The sequence below is a fragment of the Sphaerisporangium flaviroseum genome (assembly GCF_039537005.1).
GTDB classification, from domain to species: domain Bacteria; phylum Actinomycetota; class Actinomycetes; order Streptosporangiales; family Streptosporangiaceae; genus Sphaerisporangium; species Sphaerisporangium flaviroseum.
Map to the genome: position 1 here is coordinate 562,741 of NZ_BAAAZR010000001.1, position 17,123 is coordinate 579,863.

Consider the following 17,123-nt stretch of genomic DNA (forward strand, 5'->3'; position numbering starts at 1 on the left):
GCCGATTCGGAGCGTGGCTGCCGGCCTGCCCGGCGGATTCTCCGGCCTACTTGGCGCCTTCCACCAGGTCGACGAGCGCGGTGGCGGTACGGAAGTACTTGTTCCGCCCCATGTCGCCGACCGTGTTGATTTTGAAGGCCTCCTTGAGGAGCTTGGCGTCGCCCTCGCTGACCCCCGCCAGTGCGGACACCGGGGCCTTGACGAGCTCCGCCAGGCTCTTGCCCTCGTATTCCTTGTCGAGCAGTTTGGACAAATCCGCTGTTATTGCCATAAATCCCCCAGTGATATCCCCGCCCGAGCCAGACGGCCGGGCATTGAACACTTTCCCCCTGGAAATCCGCAACACGGCCACCTGCCGACAAGACAAGTTAAAGACGCCTCAGCCGGGCGTGGGGTACGGCCGTCACCGGCCGTACCCCACGCCCGGCCTGCGAGGCCCGTGCCAGGATCAGGCGCCCGTAGGGAACGTGCGGGCCGTGCTCACGGACTGGAGCAGGTGTATCCCGCCGGCACCTGGGTGTTGCCGTTCGGGCGGGAGCCCTGGAAGCCGAAGCTGGTGCTGGCGTTCGCCGCGAGTGTTCCGTTGTGGCCGGCGTTCTTCGCGGTCACCGTCTGCCCGCTGATCGTCAGCGTGGCGTTCCAGGAGCCGGTGATCGTGTGGCCGGCCGGCAGGGTGAAGGTCACCGTCCAGCCGGTGATGGCCGAGGTGCCGGTGTTGGTGACGGTCACCGGCTGGATGACGTAACCGTTGCCCCACTGGCCCTGCGTGGTGCCGGTGACCCCGCACCCGTTGCCGCCTCCGCCGCCTCCGGTCGTGGTGGTGAAGGTGACCGGGCTGGAGTTGCCGGACAGGTTGCCCGCGCCGTCCCTGGCCCGTACGTAGACCTGGTACTGCGTGCCGGCGGTCAGCCCGGTGAGCGAGATCGAGTTGGTCGTGGACTGGCCGAGTTGCGGGTCGGTGGCGCCCTGCTCACGGTAGACGTTGTAGCCGGCCAGGCCGGAGCCGCCGGAGTCGGTGGAGGCGCTCCAGGAGAGCCTGGCTCCGCTGGAGGTGACGTTGGAGGCCGTGGGGGTGCCCGGCGTCGTGGGCGCGGTGGTGTCGGTCCCGCCGCCGCTGTAGATGGTGGCTTCCCTGGCGGTCTGCCTGATGCCGTTCGCGCCGTTGAAGATTCTTGTACCCCAGGATGTGAGGCTGCTCGCATTGAAGTTGGTCACCATGTCGAGGTACTCGACGCCGCCGCCGTTGCCGCTCCACGACCAGCCGATGTAGCCGAGGCCGCGGGACTGCGCCTGCGACATGATCGTGTCCTCGTCCGGGTCGCCGTCGGAGTGCATGTTCCCGAACTCGCCGACCACCAGCGGCAGCCCGGCGGTCTGGAAGCTGTTGAAGTAGGCGTTGATCTCGGCCGCCGTGTCGAAGACGCCGTACATGTGGATGGAGAAGACGGTGTTGCGCTGGGAGTCGGCGTTGAAGACACTGGCCGCCGTGTCCCGCATGGTGAACTGCCAGTCCTGTCCCCAGTTGGGCGCGTCGACCATGAGCAGATGCTGGAAGCCGGCGGCGCGCATCCGGGTGATCGCGTTGGACGTGGCCTGGGTCCAGGCGCTCACGTTGTTGTTGCCGTAGGGCTCGTTGCCGATGTTGATGACGACGTGGTTCTCCTGGCCGGTCAGCGCGCTCTGGACGCTGATCCAGTAGTTGACCGCGGCGTCCAGGGTGGTGGCGCCGTCCTGCTCGCCGTAACCGGTGGTGTCGTGGTTCTCCAGCACGCAGATCAACCGGTTCGCCTTGCACTGCGCGACCACGTTCGCCACGTCGCTCGCGCTGTTGGGGGTCCAGCGACCACCGCTCAGGACCACGCGTACGGTGTTGGCGCCGAGGGATTTGATGCCCGCCAGAGACGAGGTGGTCTGGCTGGCGAACCAGGTGTGCGCATGGCTCACACCTCGCATGATGAAGTTATTGCCGTTGGCCTCGACGATTCTCGTCCCGCTCACGCGGAGCCCGACCGCCGCCTGCGCGGGCTGCGCGACGAGCATCGAGACGAGGAGGGCGAGCAGAGAGATGATCGCCGCCTCCGCAATCCGGAGTCGCTTTCTCATGGGTCACCTTTCTTGGCGGAATGAACCGGTTAAGTCATACGGCACGCGTCGGCCCTTCCGGTGGGAGCGCTCCCATGTTCAGCGCATTTCCGCAAGATGTACAGGAGGTGTCCGAGGCGGAGGCCCGCCGCACGGCGGGGCGTGCGGGGCCGCCGGGCCTCCCTACATCGGAAGACGCCGCCCAAGGTGGCCGGACGGATCGCCCCGGCGCCGCCGCACCGCCGGAAATCGGCTGAAAGTTTCAGCTCATCGACGACGCATCTCGAACAACCGCCCCGGCCGCTCGCCGACGGTGACCGTCTCCACCCTGGTGAACCCATGGTCCTCGTAGAAGCCGACCCACGGCAGGCCGCCTATCGCCCGCGGGTCCAGCCCTCGGAGCGCGTGGCCCGAAGGTAGTCCTCGGCGGGCGGCTCGACCGGCCTCTCGTCGTACTGGGTGGAAAGGACCATGGAGGAGCGTATGTCGCCGTGCTTGCCCAGGCGTTCGAACAGCCCTTCCAGATGCTCGATCGACCCCGCCCTTACCTTCACCATGGCGCAGTAGTCGCCGCTGAGCTTGTGAAGCTCCACGACCTCGGGATAGTCGTCGGCGGTGGTCGTCCTCAGCAGGCACTTGCCGAGGACACACCGCATCTCCACGAACGCCATGACCGGATAGCCGGCGCGGCGGGGGTCGACGCGGGCCCGGTAGCCGGTGATCACCCCGGACTCCTCCAGCCGGCGTACCCGTTCGGCCACCGCGGGCGCGGAGAGGTTGATCCGGCGGCCCAGCTCCTTGAACGAGAGCCGCCCGTCGGATTGCAGCTCCTCGACGATCCGCCAGTCGATGCTGTCCAGCGGTCTTTCCGAGTGAAAGGTCACCTGTACCAAGTTCCTTTCATCGTGACGGCGAGACGGTCATCACACCTGTTCCTGGGCATTCAATCCGGCAAGCGGTGTTCCTAGCATCATTCACCATGGGAATCACAGTCGTCGCCGCCCCGGCAGGCACGCGTACACGCTCCATGTTCGGGCTGCTGGCGGGCGTCGCGTTCGTGAACACCGCGATGGTCGGGGCCAGCACGGCGGCCAGCCTGATCGCCTCGGAGAGCAGCGGGCCCGCATGGGGCGGGGTGCCGAACGCGGCCACCGTGCTGGGGACGGCACTCGGCGCCCTCAGCTCGGGCACGCTGATGGCACGGCACAGCCGGCGTTTCGCTCTCCTGGTCATGTACTGCATGGCGGTGACCGGCGGGGTCGTCGCGTTCGCCGGAGCGGTGACCGGGACGCTGGCCCCCCTGCTCGCCGGCATGGTGCTGCTGGGGCTGGGCAACGGGGGAGCGCAGCTGTCCCGCTACGTGGCGGCCGAGCTGTATCCCGAGAACCGGCGGGGGTTCGCGCTGTCCGCGGTCGTCTGGGGAGGAACGGTCGGCGCGCTGGCCGGTCCCGCGCTCATCGCGCCCGCCGCGGCCGGAGCGGAACGGCTGGGACTGCCTGGGCTGTCCGGCCCGGTCGGCGTCGCCGTTCTCATGATCGCCGCCGCGCTGGTGTCCACCACGACGCTGCCGCGCGCCGTCGCCGGGCCGGGCGGGTCGGAGGAGCCCGTCCTGCCGCCCTCCCCGGTCCGCACCGTCCTGAGGCGGCCGGCCGTCACCACCGCGCTGGTGGCCATGGTGGCGGCGCAGGTGGTCATGGTGGCGCTGATGGTCATGACCCCGCTGCAACTTCACGACCACGGCCATGGACTCGACGTCGTGGCATGGGTGCTGAGTGCCCACATGATCGGGATGTTCGCTCTGGCCCCGGTGTCGGGACGCGTCGCCGACCGCTGGGGCGGCCGGGCGGCCATCGGCGCGGGTGTCGTCACGCTGGTGCTCGCCGCCGGCACGGCCGTGGCCGTGCCCACCGCGCACGTGGTGGGGCTGCCGGTGGCGCTCTTCCTGCTGGGGTACGGATGGAACCTCGTCTTCGTCGGCGGCAGCAGCCTGCTGAGCCGTGACCTCCCGATCGAGGACCGCAGCCGGGTGCAGGGAGTGGTGGACGCTCTCGTGTGGGGGGCGTCGGGCCTCGCCAGCCTGTCGGCGGGCCAGCTGTTCGGCTCCGGGGGGTTCGCGCTCGTCGCCGTGGTGGCCGGTGTGCTGGCTCTGGCGCCCCTGCCACTGCTCATACGCCGCGGCTGAGCGCCCCGTCTCAGGCGGGGGCTCCCTCGACCAGGAGGAAGCCCTCGCCATCGTGCACGGACGAGCGGGATCACCCGCCTCGTTCAGCTCGGGTACGGCCTCACGGAGTCGCCCCGCCTTGTTCGGGTGGGGTGGCTTTCACGGAGTCGCCCCGCCTTGTTCGGGTGGGGTGGCTTTCACGGAGTCGCCTCACCTTTCAGCCGAGTACGGCCTTCACGGTGCCGGCGCCCACGGTCAGCCCGCCTTCGCGGATGGCGAAGCCGAGGCCGGCCTCCAGGGCGACGGGCTTGCCCAGCTCGACCGTCACCTCGACGGTCTCACCAGGAAGCGCCATCTCGTCATCGCCCAGGGCCACCCGCCCAGGGACGCCGGTCGTCCGCAGGTAGAACTGCGGCCGGTAGCCGGACGTGATCGGCGTACTCCTGCCGCCCTCCTCCTGGGTGAGCAGGTAGATGGTGGCGGCGAACCTGCGGTGGGCCGTCTGGCTGCCCGGGGCGGCCAGCACCTGGCCTCGGCGCACCTGGTCGCGGCGGACGCCCCGGAGCAGCAGCGCCGCGTTGTCACCCGCCTCGCCCCGCTCCATCGTCTTGCCGAAGGTCTCGACCCCGGTGACCACCGCGGTGAAGCCGTCACCCAGCCCCACGACCTGGACGGTGTCGCCGACCGTCACCGAGCCGCGCTCGATCGCGCCGGTGACCACGGTGCCGCGCCCGGTGACGGTGAGCACGTTCTCCACCGGCATCACGAACGGCGCGTCGACGTACCGGACCGGTACCGGGATGTGGTCGTCGACCGCCCGCAGCAACGCCTCGACGGAGGCCACCCACTCGGGGTCGCCTTCCAGCGCGCGCAGCCCGGAGACCCGGACCATGGGCACGTCGTGGTAGCCGTGCTCGGCGAGGAGCTCCCGCAGCTCCAGCTCCACCAGGTCGGCCAGCTCGGGGTCGGCGCCGTCGGCCTTGTTGAGGGCGACGACGAGGTGCTCGACTCCGACCCGCCGCGCGAGCAGGGCGTGCTCGCGTGTCTGCGGCATGATCCCGTCGACCGCGGACACCACCAGGATGGCCCCGTCGAGCTGCGCCGCCCCCGTGATCATGTTCTTCACGTAGTCGGCGTGGCCCGGCATGTCCACATGGGCGTAGTGGCGCGAGGCCGTCTCGTACTCGACGTGGGAGATGTTGATGGTGATGCCCCGGGCGGCCTCCTCCGGCGTCCGGTCGATCCGGGCGAACGGCACGTAGGTGGCGCCGCCCCGATCGCTGAGCACCTTGGTGATCGCCGCGGTGAGCGTGGTCTTGCCGTGGTCGACGTGCCCCATGGTGCCGATGTTGAGATGCGGCTTGGAGCGCACGTAGTTCTGCTTCGCCATGTTCCTTGTCCCTTGACGCCTTTCGGGTCGTGACCCGCGCGTTCAGCCGACCCTTCCCCGCGGGGTCACTGAAGACGTCCGGGAAAGGGTCAGCGCTCCGCGCCGTGAAGCCGCGTTGCGGCCGGCATCGGGGCACGCGCCGTCGCGCCCGCGGTGGCGGGCGTCGCGAGCAAGGCGTGCCGGAACATGTCCCCATGGTCGGGCACGGCCCGGCGCGGGCGCAAAGGGTTTTCCGCCACCTCGGCCGCGGGCCGTCCGAGGTCCGCCTTCTCCGCGAGCGGCAGGCGCAGGACGAACAGCGGTGGATCGCCTCCGGGGAACGATCGTCGTGGTCCCGCTCGTCGTACCTGAGACGGCTCACTCAGGGGTTGCCCGAGATGGACACAAGACGCTTGTGGGGTCAGACGATCGTGGCGTTCGTATGCCTTCTGGCCGGCGGATTGCTGATGGTCTTCACGGTCCCGTGGGTTCAGCCGGAATTGCGAGCGTCGCGGGGCGAAGGTGACATCGGAGTCTTCACCGCCGTCGAGACCAGGGCGTTGGGGTGCGGCAGGGGCGTCCGCCGAATGAGCAACCCCTGCTGGCGCGGCGAGTTCCATTCCACCGACGGACACCGGTACCTTCCCCGCGTCTGGCTGGCCGACAGTGGTGTGGGGGACATCTCGGCCGGACAGAAGCGCCAGGCGATCGACGTCGGGCACGGAAACCAGGTCTATCCCTATCCCTTCGTGGCCTCGACGGCCGTTCTCGGATGGGTCTACGCACTGATCATCGGCGCCGTGATCGTCGTGGCGAGCCTCGTCTGGCTGGTGAGGTCACTTCGCAGGCTGAGAAGAACCCGATCGGCCGGCCATCCGTCCAGTGGGCCGGGGATCACTCGTCCGATTTGAACTGGTAGCTCGCGGGGGGCGTGAAGGACGGGTCGGGTGCGCCGTACACCAGGGCCACCTGCGCGTGTGACTTCAGGACGATAACGGCCGGGTCGCCCGCCACCTTCTGACCGTTGACGTAGGCGGTCAGCGTCTTGCCGTTTCCGGTCCTGAGCGCGCCGATCTGGCCGGCGGTCAGCGTGACGCCCCACTGCTTGAAGATCTGGCCAAGGGTGTAGATGTGGCCCATCTCCGCAGGCTCGATGTGCAGCACCCCTCGGGTGTCGTGCGTGTGCAGGGCCGTCATCTCCTCCGACTCGGGGTCGATGCCGATGTTGGCGGCGACGGTGACGGGGGCGCCGTCGACGAAGACGTCGAGATGGGCGTGGTAGTGCTCGGCCGTGCCCATCGGCCCGGTCTTCAGGCCCGCTGCCCTGATCCCCGGCTGAGGATCGGCGGGCGCCACCCACGGCGGGACCCCGCCGTACGGAGCCGGTGTGCTGACGGCCTGGCGGACGGCGAAGAAGCCGTAGCCCAGTCCGCTGAGCACCAGCGCGGCCACGACAGAGCTGACCACCGGCGTCGATACGCGACGGCGGCCGAGAGGGCGCTGGTCGACCTGCTCCGGCTCTTCCTGCGCCGTTGTCAGGGGCCGCTGGGCCTGCTCGGTCTCGTTAATGGACATCGGCCGCCTCCACCACACGTATAAGCCTTAGCTGTGCCCATTTATCCGCCGGCTTCGGTGATGTGGCCACCGCCGTTCACGCGGAATATCGACCGCATAATCGGCTCACGCGTAGCTACACCACGAGACGTATCGGATAAATAGGAATAACCGGTAATTTTCAGGTTACCGAGGCAGCGGCGGCATAAGCAGAGCGCGCCGTTGGCAGGAACCGGCGGGAAGAACAGGTCATCGGCCGGTTGACCTGGCGCTCCGAGGTGGGCATCGTGAGCTGATGACCAATGATGAGGTACGAGACGAGGTGGCGCTGACCAATCTCGACCAGCCGTTGTTCGACGGGGCGGACGCGACCAAGCGAGATCTGGTGGACTACCTGGACGCCGTTCGTGACCGCATCATTCCCGTGCTGCGCGACCGGCCGCTGTCGGTGGTCCGGGTTCGCGCGGGTCAGGCGCCGTTCATGCAGAAGAACATCCCCAAGTACACCCCCTCCTGGGTGCGGAGGGTCCCGCTGTGGGCCGAGAGCTCGCGGCGGGAGGTGTCCTACGCCCTGTGTGACGACCGGCGCACCTTGCTGTGGTTCGCCAACCAGCGGGCGGTGGAGTATCACCCGACCCTGGTCCTCGCGGCTCATCGCGACCGCCCCACCCACCTCGTCCTCGATCTCGACCCTCCGGTGGAGGACGCGTTCCCGCTGGCCGTCCGCGCCGCCCAACTGATCCGCCAGGCCCTGGCCGACGATGGCCTGGTGGGCGCGGTCAAGACCAGCGGCGCCAAAGGCCTGCACGTGTTCGTACCGATCGACGACCACGCGCCGATGGAGGACGTGGCCGCGGCCACCCGCGCGGTCGCCGCACGGGCCGAGCGCATCGACCCGGCGCTCGCCACCACGGCGTTCATCCGGGAAGACCGCGGCGGCAAGGTGTTCCTCGATTCGACCCGGGCCGGCGGGGCGACGGTGGTGGCGGCCTACAGCCCACGCGTCCGGCCGGGGGTTCCGGTGTCGTTTCCCCTGGCCTGGGACGATCTCGACAGCGTCGCACCCACGGACTTCACCGTGCACACAGCGGCGCGGCTGATCGGCGACGGCGATCCGTGGAGCGCGCTCATGCCCGAGCCGCAGCGGTTGCCCGCCGACCTGATCGAGGAAGGTCACACGATCCCGGTCGCCCGCGTGCAGGCCATGCACGAGGGCAAACGGCGTGCCCGCCTTCGCCGCGGCTGACGGATCAGTCTCCTTGGGGGGACGTGATGACCTGCTCGCCGAGCGCGTCCCCCAGGCTGTCGCACACCTGGAGGAACGTTCCCAGACCCGTGGTCATCAGGGTTCGGCGGAGCGAGGGCGGCGGAGCGACCAGGACGAAGCGCACGCCGCGGACCGCGCACTCTTTGTAAACGGTGACCATCGTGCCGAGGCCCATCGAGTCGCAGAAGGTCATGGGGGCCAGGTCCAGCGCCAGGCAGCCGTCTTCGAGGAAGTCCCACAGGTGCCAGGCCATGGTGACCAGCACCGGTGCGCTGTTCCAGTCGAGCTCGCCGCGCACGTGGACCACGGCGTATGTGCCGGGAGCGCCGAGATCGAGGGTGAAGGAAAGCCCAGCCCGGGACTGCTCATCCATCGATCCCCCTCACGTGGACACAGTCGTCCGGGCGCGGCCGCGACCTGTGTCATCAATCAAAGTACATCCACCCGGGCAATCGAGACCCTGCAATGGCCACACCCTCGCCCGGCCTCTGGCCGGACCGTTCCGCGGCCGCTCACCGCGGGTCGTGGCTCCCGGGCATTGTCACAGCAGGGTCATGACCAGGATGAGGCCCTGGATGGAGGAGTCCTCCCCGTGCAGGACGGAGAGCTCGATGTCGAGTTTGACCGGGCGGCCCCGTCTGTTCACCGCGTCCACGATGAGCTTGCCGGTGTCTTCGGCATGGGAGGAGGAACCGCCGTCGAACATCCGGCGCAGGGCCGGTGTGATCGCCTCGACCGGCAGGCCGATGTCCAGGGCCGGCAGGTGGCGGCCGGTCACCTCCTCGGTACGAAGACCCCACAGCTCCTCGGCACCCGGGCTCCACATCAGCACGCGCAGTTCACCGTCGATCACGGCCACCGCGTCACCGAGTGAGCGCACCACCGAGGCGATGAAGAGGCTGGCGCGGTTCAGCTCCAAGCTGCGCGAGTTCAGGGTGTCGTTGATCTGCTGCAGCTCGTCGTTGCTGCACTGGAGCTCCTCGTTCATCGTCTCGAGCTCCTCGTTGGTGGACTGCAGCTCCTCGTTGGTGGTCTCGAGCTCCTCGTTGGTCGACTGGAGCTCCTCGTTGGTGGTCTCCATCTCCTCGTTGAGCGACTGGAGCTCCTCGTAGGCGCGCTCCAGTTCCTGGTTGGCGTGTTCGAGGTCGTCTCGGAGCTTGCGGTAGCGGGTGACGTCGTGAAAGGTGATCGCCACCCCCACGTGTTCCCCCCCGGGCTCTTGCAGCGGAACAACGGATATGTCGTAGATGTCGGGCTGTGCGACGCCGTGCCGCTGCCAGGTCACCTCCCGTACCTCGGCTGCCCGTTTGTCCTGCTCCACCTGCTGGATCACCGACCGCAGCTCGACGGGACGGTAGGAGACCTCCAGGTCCTGGAAAGGACGTCCGAGGTCTCGGGGCCGGATGTTGAACAGCGCTTCGGCCAGCGCGTTGGCCAGCGCCAGGTTTCCCGACAGGTCGAGCGCGATCTGCGCCACCGGTCCCCAATTCAGAGCGGCGATCTGGATCTGTGAGGCCTGCCGCGCCGGTTCGGCCTGCGCCGCGTCGAATGTCCAGGACTGGCGCGCGCCGACCGGAGCCGGCGCGATCTTGCGGAAGAGCCGGGTCCTGAGGTCGACCGGCTCGAACCTCTCGCTGTGGTTGAGCAGCATCTCGGCCTTGCCCAGGAACAGGTAGCCCGGGTTGCCCAGGGCGAAGTGCAGCCGCCGGACGACGCTGAGCTGGGTCTCGGCGTTGAAATACATCAGGGTGTTGCGCGCGAGGAGCAGGTCGACCCGCGATATGGGCGCGTCCCGGGTCAGATCGTTGCGACCGAAGATCAGCTGGCGACGCAGATCGCGCCGGAACGCCATCCCGCCACCGGCCGGCTCGAAGTACCGCTCACGCAGGTCGGCGGGGACATCGGCGAGTTGACGTTCGCCGTAGACGGCGGTACGGGCGATCTGGAGGGCCTTCTCGTCCAGGTCGGTGGCGTAAATCTTCACGCGATGCCTGAACTCCTCCATCCCCAGCTCTTCGGCCATGATCATCGCCAGGCTGTAGGCCTCCTCCCCGGTGGCGCATCCGGCGCTCCAGATACGGATGGGGTTACCGGCTCCCTTGGACTCCAGCAGCGAGGTCAACGCCGTCTCACGCAGCACCTGCCAGGCCGCAGGGTCGCGGAAGAACCCGGTCACGTTGATCAGCAGGCTGTCGAAGAGCCTGCCGAACTCCTCCGGCTCCAGCTCGAGGTGGTCGCGGTACTCGCCGTAGTCGTTGAGTTTCAGCGTCTCCAGCCGCCGGTTGATCCGGCGCATGAGCGTCGTCTGCTTGTAACCGGTGAAGTCGAAACCCCGGGTCTCCTTCAGCATGAGAAGAAGATCGTGGAAATCGCGTTCCGTGCCAGGGTCCACGGCCAGTACCTTACCTATCCAGCTGTTCCCGGTGACCGTCATCCCAGGCGGGCGACAGGCTCTGACCGATCTTGGCCTGCAGCTCCCGCAGAGTTCTCAGAGCCTCGCGATCCAGGGCGCCCTGCTCGCGGAACCACCGCACGGAACTGGCCCGCCCTCGCTGCTCGGCGGAGATGAGCATGCGGTCCATGACGCGGATCCGCTGCTCCAGCCGGAGAGAGGCGATACCGAGCGCCCGCTCGACGGCCGCGCCCTGCCCGTCGATCATGGCCTCCAGTGACCAGGTATGCCCGATCAGGCATTCATAGCGGGTCTCGCCGCCGCCGTCCCCGGCCTCGTACAGGGGACCGCTGCACTCAGGACAGCTGAACTCGCTGAGCCGGCCCTGAGGGGCCCCGGTGCCGGTGGACGAGAGCCACAGGGAAACCTGCCGTTCGAGCTCGGGATCGGCCGGCCCGCCCCCCGCCGTCACCTCCACAGGAGTACGGCTCTGTCTCAGGATCCACGTGGCGATCTGCTCGACGGTGCCCACGTGCGGCTTCCCGGTCTTGGCCAGCGCGGCCCGGGGCATGCCGTCGAAGGCGCTCTCATCGGGGTCCTGTACCGCCACCGCCCCGCCGAGACGCTCCACCACGGCGGATCCCTGGGCTCCGTCGTCGAGCGTCCCGCTGCACACCACGGCCATCGTGCGCGGTCCACCGGCCAGGGCGGCGCTCTGGAACAGCGGATCGGCGGCGGGGCGATGGCCGTTGTGGCGAGGGCCGCGGGACAGCCTGACCGTCTCACCGGTCACCAGCAGGTGATGATCCGCAGGCGCGACATAGACGCGACCGTGTTTCAGCGGCTCGCCGTCCTGCGCGTTGGCGGCGCGCAGCGGTCCGGCGCGGTCGAGGATGCCGGCCAGAGCGGTGCCGCCGTGGGGAGAGATGTGCAGGACGACCAGGACGGCGGCTCCGAGATCGCCCGGTAGCCGGGCCAACAGGGCGCGGAGCGACTCCACGCCACCGGCCGAGGCTGCGACGACCACCAGATCGCGGCCCGGAATGATTGCCACAGCCCCCTCATATCCACAAACGGTCGACTCATGCGATACACGGCGACATAATAAATCGATCGTCAATGTTCGGAGCCGGCTTTCGTGACCGGTTCAGCTGAATCACATGAGGGTGACTCCACCACTTCAGCCGCCCAGGCTATGCCCGTGATGCTAGAAGGATTAGCGTAGAGAAATCTAGACGGGGGTGGGGGCAAATATGGATCTCTCCGTAAAGGTGCTCCAGCGTCGCCGCGCGTCCGCCATTGTGGACATCTCTGGCGATTTGGATGCAGGCGCCAGCGGCGTCGTCGACCGGTTCCTGCTGTCCCTCGTCGACCAGGGATGTACGCACATCCTCATCGAAGGCCGTCGGCTGCTGTTCTGTGACGTCGCCGGCGCGCGGGTGCTCAACAACGTCCACGAGAGAATGCGACCGGCGGGTGGCGGCCTCGTGGTCATCGTCCAGCCCGCTTTGTGGAGGTTCTTCGGCCTGATCTGGCCCGGTGGGCTGTCCGAGTACCCCGTGATCATGCTGGCCGAGAGGCCGGAACGTGACATCACCCCGAGGCCGGCGCGGCATGTCGCCGTCATACGAAGCTTGAACCATGAACGGCCCCTGCCGAGACGCAAGCCCGGGGGAATTCCGCGTGCGGTGCCCGAGATGCCGCATCCGGTGCTGGAGCGATCACGAGTGTTACGGGAGCAGGCTCAGAGCCATCTCAAGATCATGCACGAGCGGGTGGGGGTCGCGTACGCGACCATGGCGGAGATCCAGGAGAGACTCGTGGTGGCGAGAGCCACGTTGCGTGTCCGCCAAGACGCCCGGCGAGCGCTGCTGTAACGGGGAATTCCAGTCCGCCGTGCCATAAAGCGCGACGACGAACCCCGGGCAGCCCAAGATCGTGCGGTCGCCCCCCGCTGCCCCTGGTCTTGCGGGGAACGGTCAGTACCAGCCCATGGCAAGTACCGTCGGCGTACGGGTGTCGCCGCTGGAGCCGTCGCACCGCCCGTTCGTGCTGCCATGCACGGTCTTGAGCACCTGGGGGTCGACGTACGAGGAGCGCCCCGCGTTCGCTGCGGGCCCGTGACCGGTGAGGTGACGCTTCCGTAACTCGTTGGAACGCGATTTGTTGGCCATGAGTCCTCCCTGTTGGGCCCCGCCTACCCCCTCTTTCAGGGTTCATTCACCCCGGCCCGCCACCAAGGAGCGCCGTCGCAGGTGACGAGGAGAAAATTCATCGGAAGGCGTGCGTGGCGGGGCGGATCGGGCCGGAACCTCGCCCGGTGACTCCCCGGCCGGTCCGGTGCAGTGGTCATCGGCGCCACGTAAGCTGAACTCGGTCCAGAGACGCGGCCGCCGTTGGCGCATGCATGGAGAGCAAGCCGTGTCTCTGTTAGAACCCGCTCGCCCCGACAGCGGATGGGCGATCGTCCATGGCCTGGACCTGATCGGCATCCGCGGAGGCGCACCTTTCGGCCATCCTTCGCGGCCCCTGAACAACGGGGCGCCGCCGGGCATCGTGTCCCGCCACCCCATCCGCGCTCGCACGTTGATCAGCGGCCTCGTCATGCCCGTGGCCGGTCTGTGCCTGCGCTTGGCCGCCGCCTGACGCCCTGGAGGAACGATGTCCATGTCCGACCGATACGGAATCAGCCGCGTGTGCGGCGGTCGCTACCCGCTGACGGCCGAGGGCCTGATCCCATCGCATGCTCATGAGACCCACGCCTCCGGCCGGAGCACGGAGGACTGCCCCGGCGGCGGGCGCCCCCCGTACCGCCTGGTGACCTCACTGGGCCGCCCCCTGGTGCCCTACGGGGCGATCAGTCCCGCGGCCTGGGCCGGGCTGCTGCGGCTGTACCACGCGTCCGACCTGCTGATCACGACCGACGTGCGCGCCCTGTTCCACCTGCCGGCCAGCCATCGCGCCGCATGGGTCGAGATGTCGGCGGCCGACCAGAGGGACAGGTGGCTGCGGCTGAACGCGCGGGGTCGCGCCTGGGTCGAGGCCAACGCCGGCGCCTACCGCGCCCACTACCCCGAATACGACATCGACCCGGACAACATGATCAACGCTCTCCTGGAGGCCTATAGGGAGGGGGGAATCCTGGTGGAGCAGGCGTGGAGCGCCCTGGTCCGCGTGCTCGGCGATCGGGAGGTCACCGGCCGTCTGCTCGCATGGGCGGCACGACAGGGCGACCTGGCCTCGACACGCGACGCCGAGGCAGTGCTGGCGTGGCGCCGCGATCAGTTCATCACCAACTCCGCCTGATGACCGCCGGCCGGAGCCGGCCGCGAACCCACGGGCCGGTACCGGCGCGTCACCGGTCCGTGGGTGCCTCCGCGACTCACGGACCGGGCCGGCGCGGTCGCGTCACCGGTCCGTGGATGCCACGCTGCCGCAAGGTGAGACCGTGCGCGGAGGTCGCCTGCCCTAACAGGTCGAACAGCCCGGCCATGGTGGCGGGTGCTTTCCCAGGATCCGGACGAGCCGCCCGGCCTCTAGCCCGTGGCCGTTGAAGGACAAGGTAGGCACAGTGGCCACAGAAGTGGACATTCGTCACTACGATCCCGCTTGTGAGTGATGCACAGTCCCCCCTGGACACCGCCGTATTCGTCGATCAGAGTGGCCGCCGTGGCCGAGTCCTGATGGTGGTCGGTGCTCTCTCCGGCACGCTGCTGATCGCCTGCATGGGGGTCCTGATCGCAGGAGCGTTCACGGGCACTTCGCTCACGGTGATCGGCTGGCCCGGCGGTGGTCCCAAACCGCCGGTTCCCGTCGTCACCTCGTCTCTGACCTCCGTGTCCCCGACGGCGACCCCCCGGCCAAAGCGGCCGTCCCCTTCGGTCACGGCACGCCGAACCCCTGCGCCGACCGTCTCGCCCAGGCGCACGCCGGAGCCCACCCCCATCCGCACGCCGCGGGCGATGCCCACCACCATCACCACCGCCGACCCGACCACCCCGCCGCCGGTCGACGAGCCGACCAGCACGCCTCCGACGTCGGACAGCCCTGTGCCTCCTGGCAAGACCAAGCAACCCCCCGGACAGGTCGCCGACAGAACGCCTGGCCCCAAGAAGTGAGCCGGCAGACGACCCACACCGCGGTCATGCCGCCGCCGCCGGCCGAGGAGGCCACGCGGCGGAGGCGGCGTGCGGATCCCCGGGGCCACTGGTTCCTGGTCGCGATTCTGATGGTGCTGGTGTCAGGGGCCCTCGTGTTCGAGGGGTACGTCACAGGCGCGCAGGGCGAGACCCATGCCGCCCCGCCCGTGACCGCGCCCCCTTCCGCGGAACTCCGCCGGATCTGGCAGAGCGGCCCGGTGCTCAACCTGACCGGGTCCAAGCCCGGCAGCGTCCGGCTTCCGGCCCGTACGGTCGCGCTCACCTTCGACGACGGCCCTGACCCGCGCTGGACGCCCCAACTGCTGGACGTGCTGAAGCGGCACGGAGTCAAGGCGACGTTCTTCGCGGTTGGAGCCAAGATCGCGGAGAACCCCGAGCTCACCCGGCGGATCGTCGCCGAGGGACACGAGATCGGCAACCACACCTACGCGCACCCCGACCTGTCGGCGATCCCGGAATGGCGGCTGCGGCTGGAGGTCTCGCTCACCCAGAAGGTACTGGCCGGTGCCACGGGCCGGCACACCCGGCTGATGCGCCCGCCCTACTCCTCGACGCCCGGCTCGGTCACGGCCCCGCAACTGCGGGCGATGCGCGCCCTCGGCGGCGAGGGATACCTGGTGGTGCTGACCGACATCGACACCAAGGACTGGTCCAGACCCGGCGCCGGACCGATACTCCACGCGGCGACGCCCCGGCGGGGCCGGGGTTCGGTGATCATGATGCACGACTCCGGCGGCGATCGCGGCCAGACGATCACCGCCGTCGACCGGTTGCTCACCTTGCTGTCCGAACGGAACTACCGGGTCACCACGCTGACGGCGGCGCTCGGCATGCCCTCGGCGTACGCGTCGGCCGGGCCGGGTGACCGCCTGATCGGCGCCGCGCTGGGGCTGGCGCAGCGTGCGTCGGCCGCGTTCACCGGGGCGATGTCCTGGGTGCTCGTCGCGGCGGGGGTGCTCACGATGGCCCGGCTGCTGTTCTTCCTCGTCCTCGCCTGGATGCACGTGCAGCGTGTGCGTGGCGGCAGGCGCCGCGTGGGCAGGGCTCCGGCATGGCTCTCGCCCCCGCCGGTGAGCGTGATCGTGCCGGCCTACAACGAGGCGGTGGGCATCGAGGCCACCGTTCGCTCGCTGGTGACCAGCGACTACCCCGGCGTCGTCGAGGTGATCGTCGTGGACGACGGCTCCACCGACGGCACCGCCGCGATCGCGTCCGGCCTCCGATCGCCCGGAGTGCGAGTGATCGAGCGGCCGAACGGCGGCAAGCCCGCCGCGTTGAACACCGGCATCATGCACGCCTCCCACGACATCCTGATCATGGTGGACGGCGACACGGTGTTCGAGCCCGCGACCATCGGCCATCTGGTCCGGCCGCTGGGCGACCCCCAGGTGGGCGCGGTGAGCGGCAACACCAAGGTCGGCAACCGGCGGGGAATGATCGGCCGCTGGCAGCACATCGAGTACGTCATCGGCTTCAACCTGGACCGCCGCGCCTTCGACCTGCTCGGCTGCATGCCCACGGTGCCGGGGGCGATCGGCGCCTTCCGTCGTTCGGCGCTGGCCTCGGTCTCGGGGCTCAGCCTCGACACGCTCGCCGAGGACACCGACCTCACCATGGCGATGTGCCGGGCCGGATGGCGGATCGTGTACGAGGAGAACGCGCTGGCGTGGACCGAGGCGCCGACGTCCCTCCGGCAGTTGTGGCGGCAGCGTTACCGGTGGTGTTACGGCACCCTCCAGGCGATGTGGAAGCACCGGCGCGCGGTCGTCGAGCCTGGGCGGTTCGGCCGTCGTTGCCTGGGTTACCTGGCCCTGTTCCAGGTGGTGCTGCCGCTGGTCGCCCCGGTCGTGGACATCATGGCGGTCTACAGCCTGGCCATCAACGACCCGCTGCCGGTGGTGGCGGTGTGGGCCGGATTCGTGCTGGTCCAGGCGTTCACCGGCTGGTACGCCCTGCGGCTCGACCGGGAACGCGCCTCGGTGTTGTGGGTGCTCCCTCTTCAGCAGTTCGTCTACCGGCAGCTGATGTACCTTGTCGTGATCCAGTCGGTGGCCACCGCCATGCTGGGGGTCCGGCTCCGCTGGCAGACGATCAGCAGAGAGGGAACCTTCTCCACCCCGGCCACCCGGCGGCCGTGA

The 17,123-nt window shown here is 69.0% G+C and carries 17 protein-coding genes; 8 read left to right on the forward strand and 9 right to left on the reverse strand.

Annotated features, from left to right (window positions below; translation table 11 throughout):
* Window positions 1-46: 46 nt before the first annotated feature.
* From ABD810_RS02770 to ABD810_RS02780, 3 genes are all read right to left on the reverse strand, one after another.
* On the reverse strand, window positions 47-271 hold the full coding sequence (locus tag ABD810_RS02770) for a hypothetical protein (RefSeq protein WP_344933767.1): 225 nt from the start codon (window positions 269-271) through the stop codon (window positions 47-49).
* 209 nt (window positions 272-480) lie between these two features.
* Window positions 481-2,103 (reverse strand): cellulase family glycosylhydrolase, encoded by a 1,623-nt coding sequence (locus ABD810_RS02775; protein ID WP_344933769.1) that lies wholly within the window; start codon window positions 2,101-2,103, stop codon window positions 481-483.
* Between the two features lie 353 nt (window positions 2,104-2,456).
* Window positions 2,457-2,966 carry an Lrp/AsnC family transcriptional regulator gene (locus tag ABD810_RS02780; protein WP_344933772.1) on the reverse strand — a complete coding sequence of 170 codons (510 nt, stop codon included), beginning with the start codon at window positions 2,964-2,966 and terminating at the stop codon, window positions 2,457-2,459.
* Window positions 2,967-3,061: 95 nt separating this feature from the next.
* Between ABD810_RS02780 and ABD810_RS02785 the strand changes: the two genes are divergently transcribed.
* Window positions 3,062-4,264, forward strand: coding sequence for an MFS transporter (locus ABD810_RS02785; protein ID WP_344933775.1), 1,203 nt, complete (start codon window positions 3,062-3,064; stop codon window positions 4,262-4,264).
* A 196-nt stretch (window positions 4,265-4,460) separates the two neighbouring features.
* Here the strand turns inward: ABD810_RS02785 and tuf are convergent, their stop codons facing one another.
* Complete coding sequence (gene tuf / locus ABD810_RS02790) at window positions 4,461-5,633, reverse strand: elongation factor Tu (protein ID WP_344933776.1); 1,173 nt, start codon at window positions 5,631-5,633, stop codon at window positions 4,461-4,463.
* Window positions 5,634-6,010: 377 nt separating this feature from the next.
* Here tuf and ABD810_RS02795 point away from each other — a divergent pair, with 377 nt between their 5' ends.
* Window positions 6,011-6,523 (forward strand): hypothetical protein, encoded by a 513-nt coding sequence (locus tag ABD810_RS02795; protein WP_344933779.1) that lies wholly within the window; start codon window positions 6,011-6,013, stop codon window positions 6,521-6,523.
* On the opposite strand, the gene ABD810_RS02800 is transcribed toward ABD810_RS02795, so the two are convergent.
* Window positions 6,507-7,187: a hypothetical protein gene (locus ABD810_RS02800; protein WP_344933781.1), complete on the reverse strand. Its 681-nt coding sequence runs from the start codon at window positions 7,185-7,187 to the stop codon at window positions 6,507-6,509. The genes ABD810_RS02795 and ABD810_RS02800 overlap by 17 nt on opposite strands.
* A 274-nt stretch (window positions 7,188-7,461) precedes the next feature.
* On the opposite strand from ABD810_RS02800, the gene ligD reads away from it, so the two are divergent.
* A complete protein-coding gene (gene ligD, locus ABD810_RS02805) occupies window positions 7,462-8,412 on the forward strand; it encodes a non-homologous end-joining DNA ligase (RefSeq protein ID WP_344933783.1) in 951 nt (316 codons plus the stop codon).
* Window positions 8,413-8,416: 4 nt separating this feature from the next.
* Here ligD and ABD810_RS02810 read toward each other — a convergent pair whose 3' ends face one another.
* The 3 genes from ABD810_RS02810 to ABD810_RS02820 form a co-directional block, all read right to left on the reverse strand.
* The gene (locus tag ABD810_RS02810) at window positions 8,417-8,806 is read right to left on the reverse strand and encodes an STAS domain-containing protein (protein WP_344933785.1); all 390 of its coding nucleotides are present in this window, start codon (window positions 8,804-8,806) and stop codon (window positions 8,417-8,419) included.
* Window positions 8,807-8,974: 168 nt separating this feature from the next.
* The gene (locus ABD810_RS02815) at window positions 8,975-10,825 is read right to left on the reverse strand and encodes a CheR family methyltransferase (protein WP_344933787.1); all 1,851 of its coding nucleotides are present in this window, start codon (window positions 10,823-10,825) and stop codon (window positions 8,975-8,977) included.
* A gap of 10 nt (window positions 10,826-10,835) precedes the next feature.
* The gene (locus ABD810_RS02820) at window positions 10,836-11,879 is read right to left on the reverse strand and encodes a chemotaxis protein CheB (RefSeq protein WP_344933789.1); all 1,044 of its coding nucleotides are present in this window, start codon (window positions 11,877-11,879) and stop codon (window positions 10,836-10,838) included.
* A 199-nt stretch (window positions 11,880-12,078) separates the two neighbouring features.
* On the opposite strand from ABD810_RS02820, the gene ABD810_RS02825 reads away from it, so the two are divergent.
* Window positions 12,079-12,702 (forward strand): STAS domain-containing protein, encoded by a 624-nt coding sequence (locus ABD810_RS02825; protein ID WP_344933791.1) that lies wholly within the window; start codon window positions 12,079-12,081, stop codon window positions 12,700-12,702.
* 102 nt (window positions 12,703-12,804) lie between these two features.
* On the opposite strand, the gene ABD810_RS02830 is transcribed toward ABD810_RS02825, so the two are convergent.
* A complete protein-coding gene (locus tag ABD810_RS02830; protein WP_344933793.1) occupies window positions 12,805-12,999 on the reverse strand; it encodes a hypothetical protein in 195 nt (64 codons plus the stop codon).
* A 247-nt stretch (window positions 13,000-13,246) separates the two neighbouring features.
* On the opposite strand from ABD810_RS02830, the gene ABD810_RS02835 reads away from it, so the two are divergent.
* From ABD810_RS02835 to ABD810_RS02850, 4 genes are all read left to right on the forward strand, one after another.
* Window positions 13,247-13,471: a hypothetical protein gene (locus ABD810_RS02835; protein WP_344933795.1), complete on the forward strand. Its 225-nt coding sequence runs from the start codon at window positions 13,247-13,249 to the stop codon at window positions 13,469-13,471.
* 21 nt (window positions 13,472-13,492) lie between these two features.
* The gene (locus ABD810_RS02840) at window positions 13,493-14,131 is read left to right on the forward strand and encodes a hypothetical protein (protein ID WP_344933797.1); all 639 of its coding nucleotides are present in this window, start codon (window positions 13,493-13,495) and stop codon (window positions 14,129-14,131) included.
* 377 nt (window positions 14,132-14,508) lie between these two features.
* Complete coding sequence (locus ABD810_RS02845) at window positions 14,509-14,943, forward strand: hypothetical protein (RefSeq protein WP_344933799.1); 435 nt, start codon at window positions 14,509-14,511, stop codon at window positions 14,941-14,943.
* Window positions 14,940-17,123: a bifunctional polysaccharide deacetylase/glycosyltransferase family 2 protein gene (locus ABD810_RS02850; RefSeq protein ID WP_344933801.1), complete on the forward strand. Its 2,184-nt coding sequence runs from the start codon at window positions 14,940-14,942 to the stop codon at window positions 17,121-17,123. Before ABD810_RS02845 ends, ABD810_RS02850 begins: the two co-directional genes overlap by 4 nt.

Bases quoted from the DNA above. Each gene is read 5' to 3' on its own strand.
- ABD810_RS02770 (WP_344933767.1), bottom strand. From the start codon at position 271: ATGGCAATAACAGCGGATTTGTCCAAACTGCTCGACAAGGAATACGAG.
- ABD810_RS02775 (WP_344933769.1), bottom strand. From the start codon at position 2,103: ATGAGAAAGCGACTCCGGATTGCGGAGGCGGCGATCATCTCTCTGCTC.
- ABD810_RS02785 (WP_344933775.1), top strand. From the start codon at position 3,062: ATGGGAATCACAGTCGTCGCCGCCCCGGCAGGCACGCGTACACGCTCC.
- tuf (WP_344933776.1), bottom strand. From the start codon at position 5,633: ATGGCGAAGCAGAACTACGTGCGCTCCAAGCCGCATCTCAACATCGGC.
- ABD810_RS02795 (WP_344933779.1), top strand. From the start codon at position 6,011: ATGGACACAAGACGCTTGTGGGGTCAGACGATCGTGGCGTTCGTATGC.
- ABD810_RS02800 (WP_344933781.1), bottom strand. From the start codon at position 7,187: ATGTCCATTAACGAGACCGAGCAGGCCCAGCGGCCCCTGACAACGGCG.
- ligD (WP_344933783.1), top strand. From the start codon at position 7,462: ATGACCAATGATGAGGTACGAGACGAGGTGGCGCTGACCAATCTCGAC.
- ABD810_RS02810 (WP_344933785.1), bottom strand. From the start codon at position 8,806: ATGGATGAGCAGTCCCGGGCTGGGCTTTCCTTCACCCTCGATCTCGGC.
- ABD810_RS02825 (WP_344933791.1), top strand. From the start codon at position 12,079: ATGGATCTCTCCGTAAAGGTGCTCCAGCGTCGCCGCGCGTCCGCCATT.
- ABD810_RS02830 (WP_344933793.1), bottom strand. From the start codon at position 12,999: ATGGCCAACAAATCGCGTTCCAACGAGTTACGGAAGCGTCACCTCACC.
- ABD810_RS02840 (WP_344933797.1), top strand. From the start codon at position 13,493: ATGTCCGACCGATACGGAATCAGCCGCGTGTGCGGCGGTCGCTACCCG.
- ABD810_RS02845 (WP_344933799.1), top strand. From the start codon at position 14,509: ATGGTGGTCGGTGCTCTCTCCGGCACGCTGCTGATCGCCTGCATGGGG.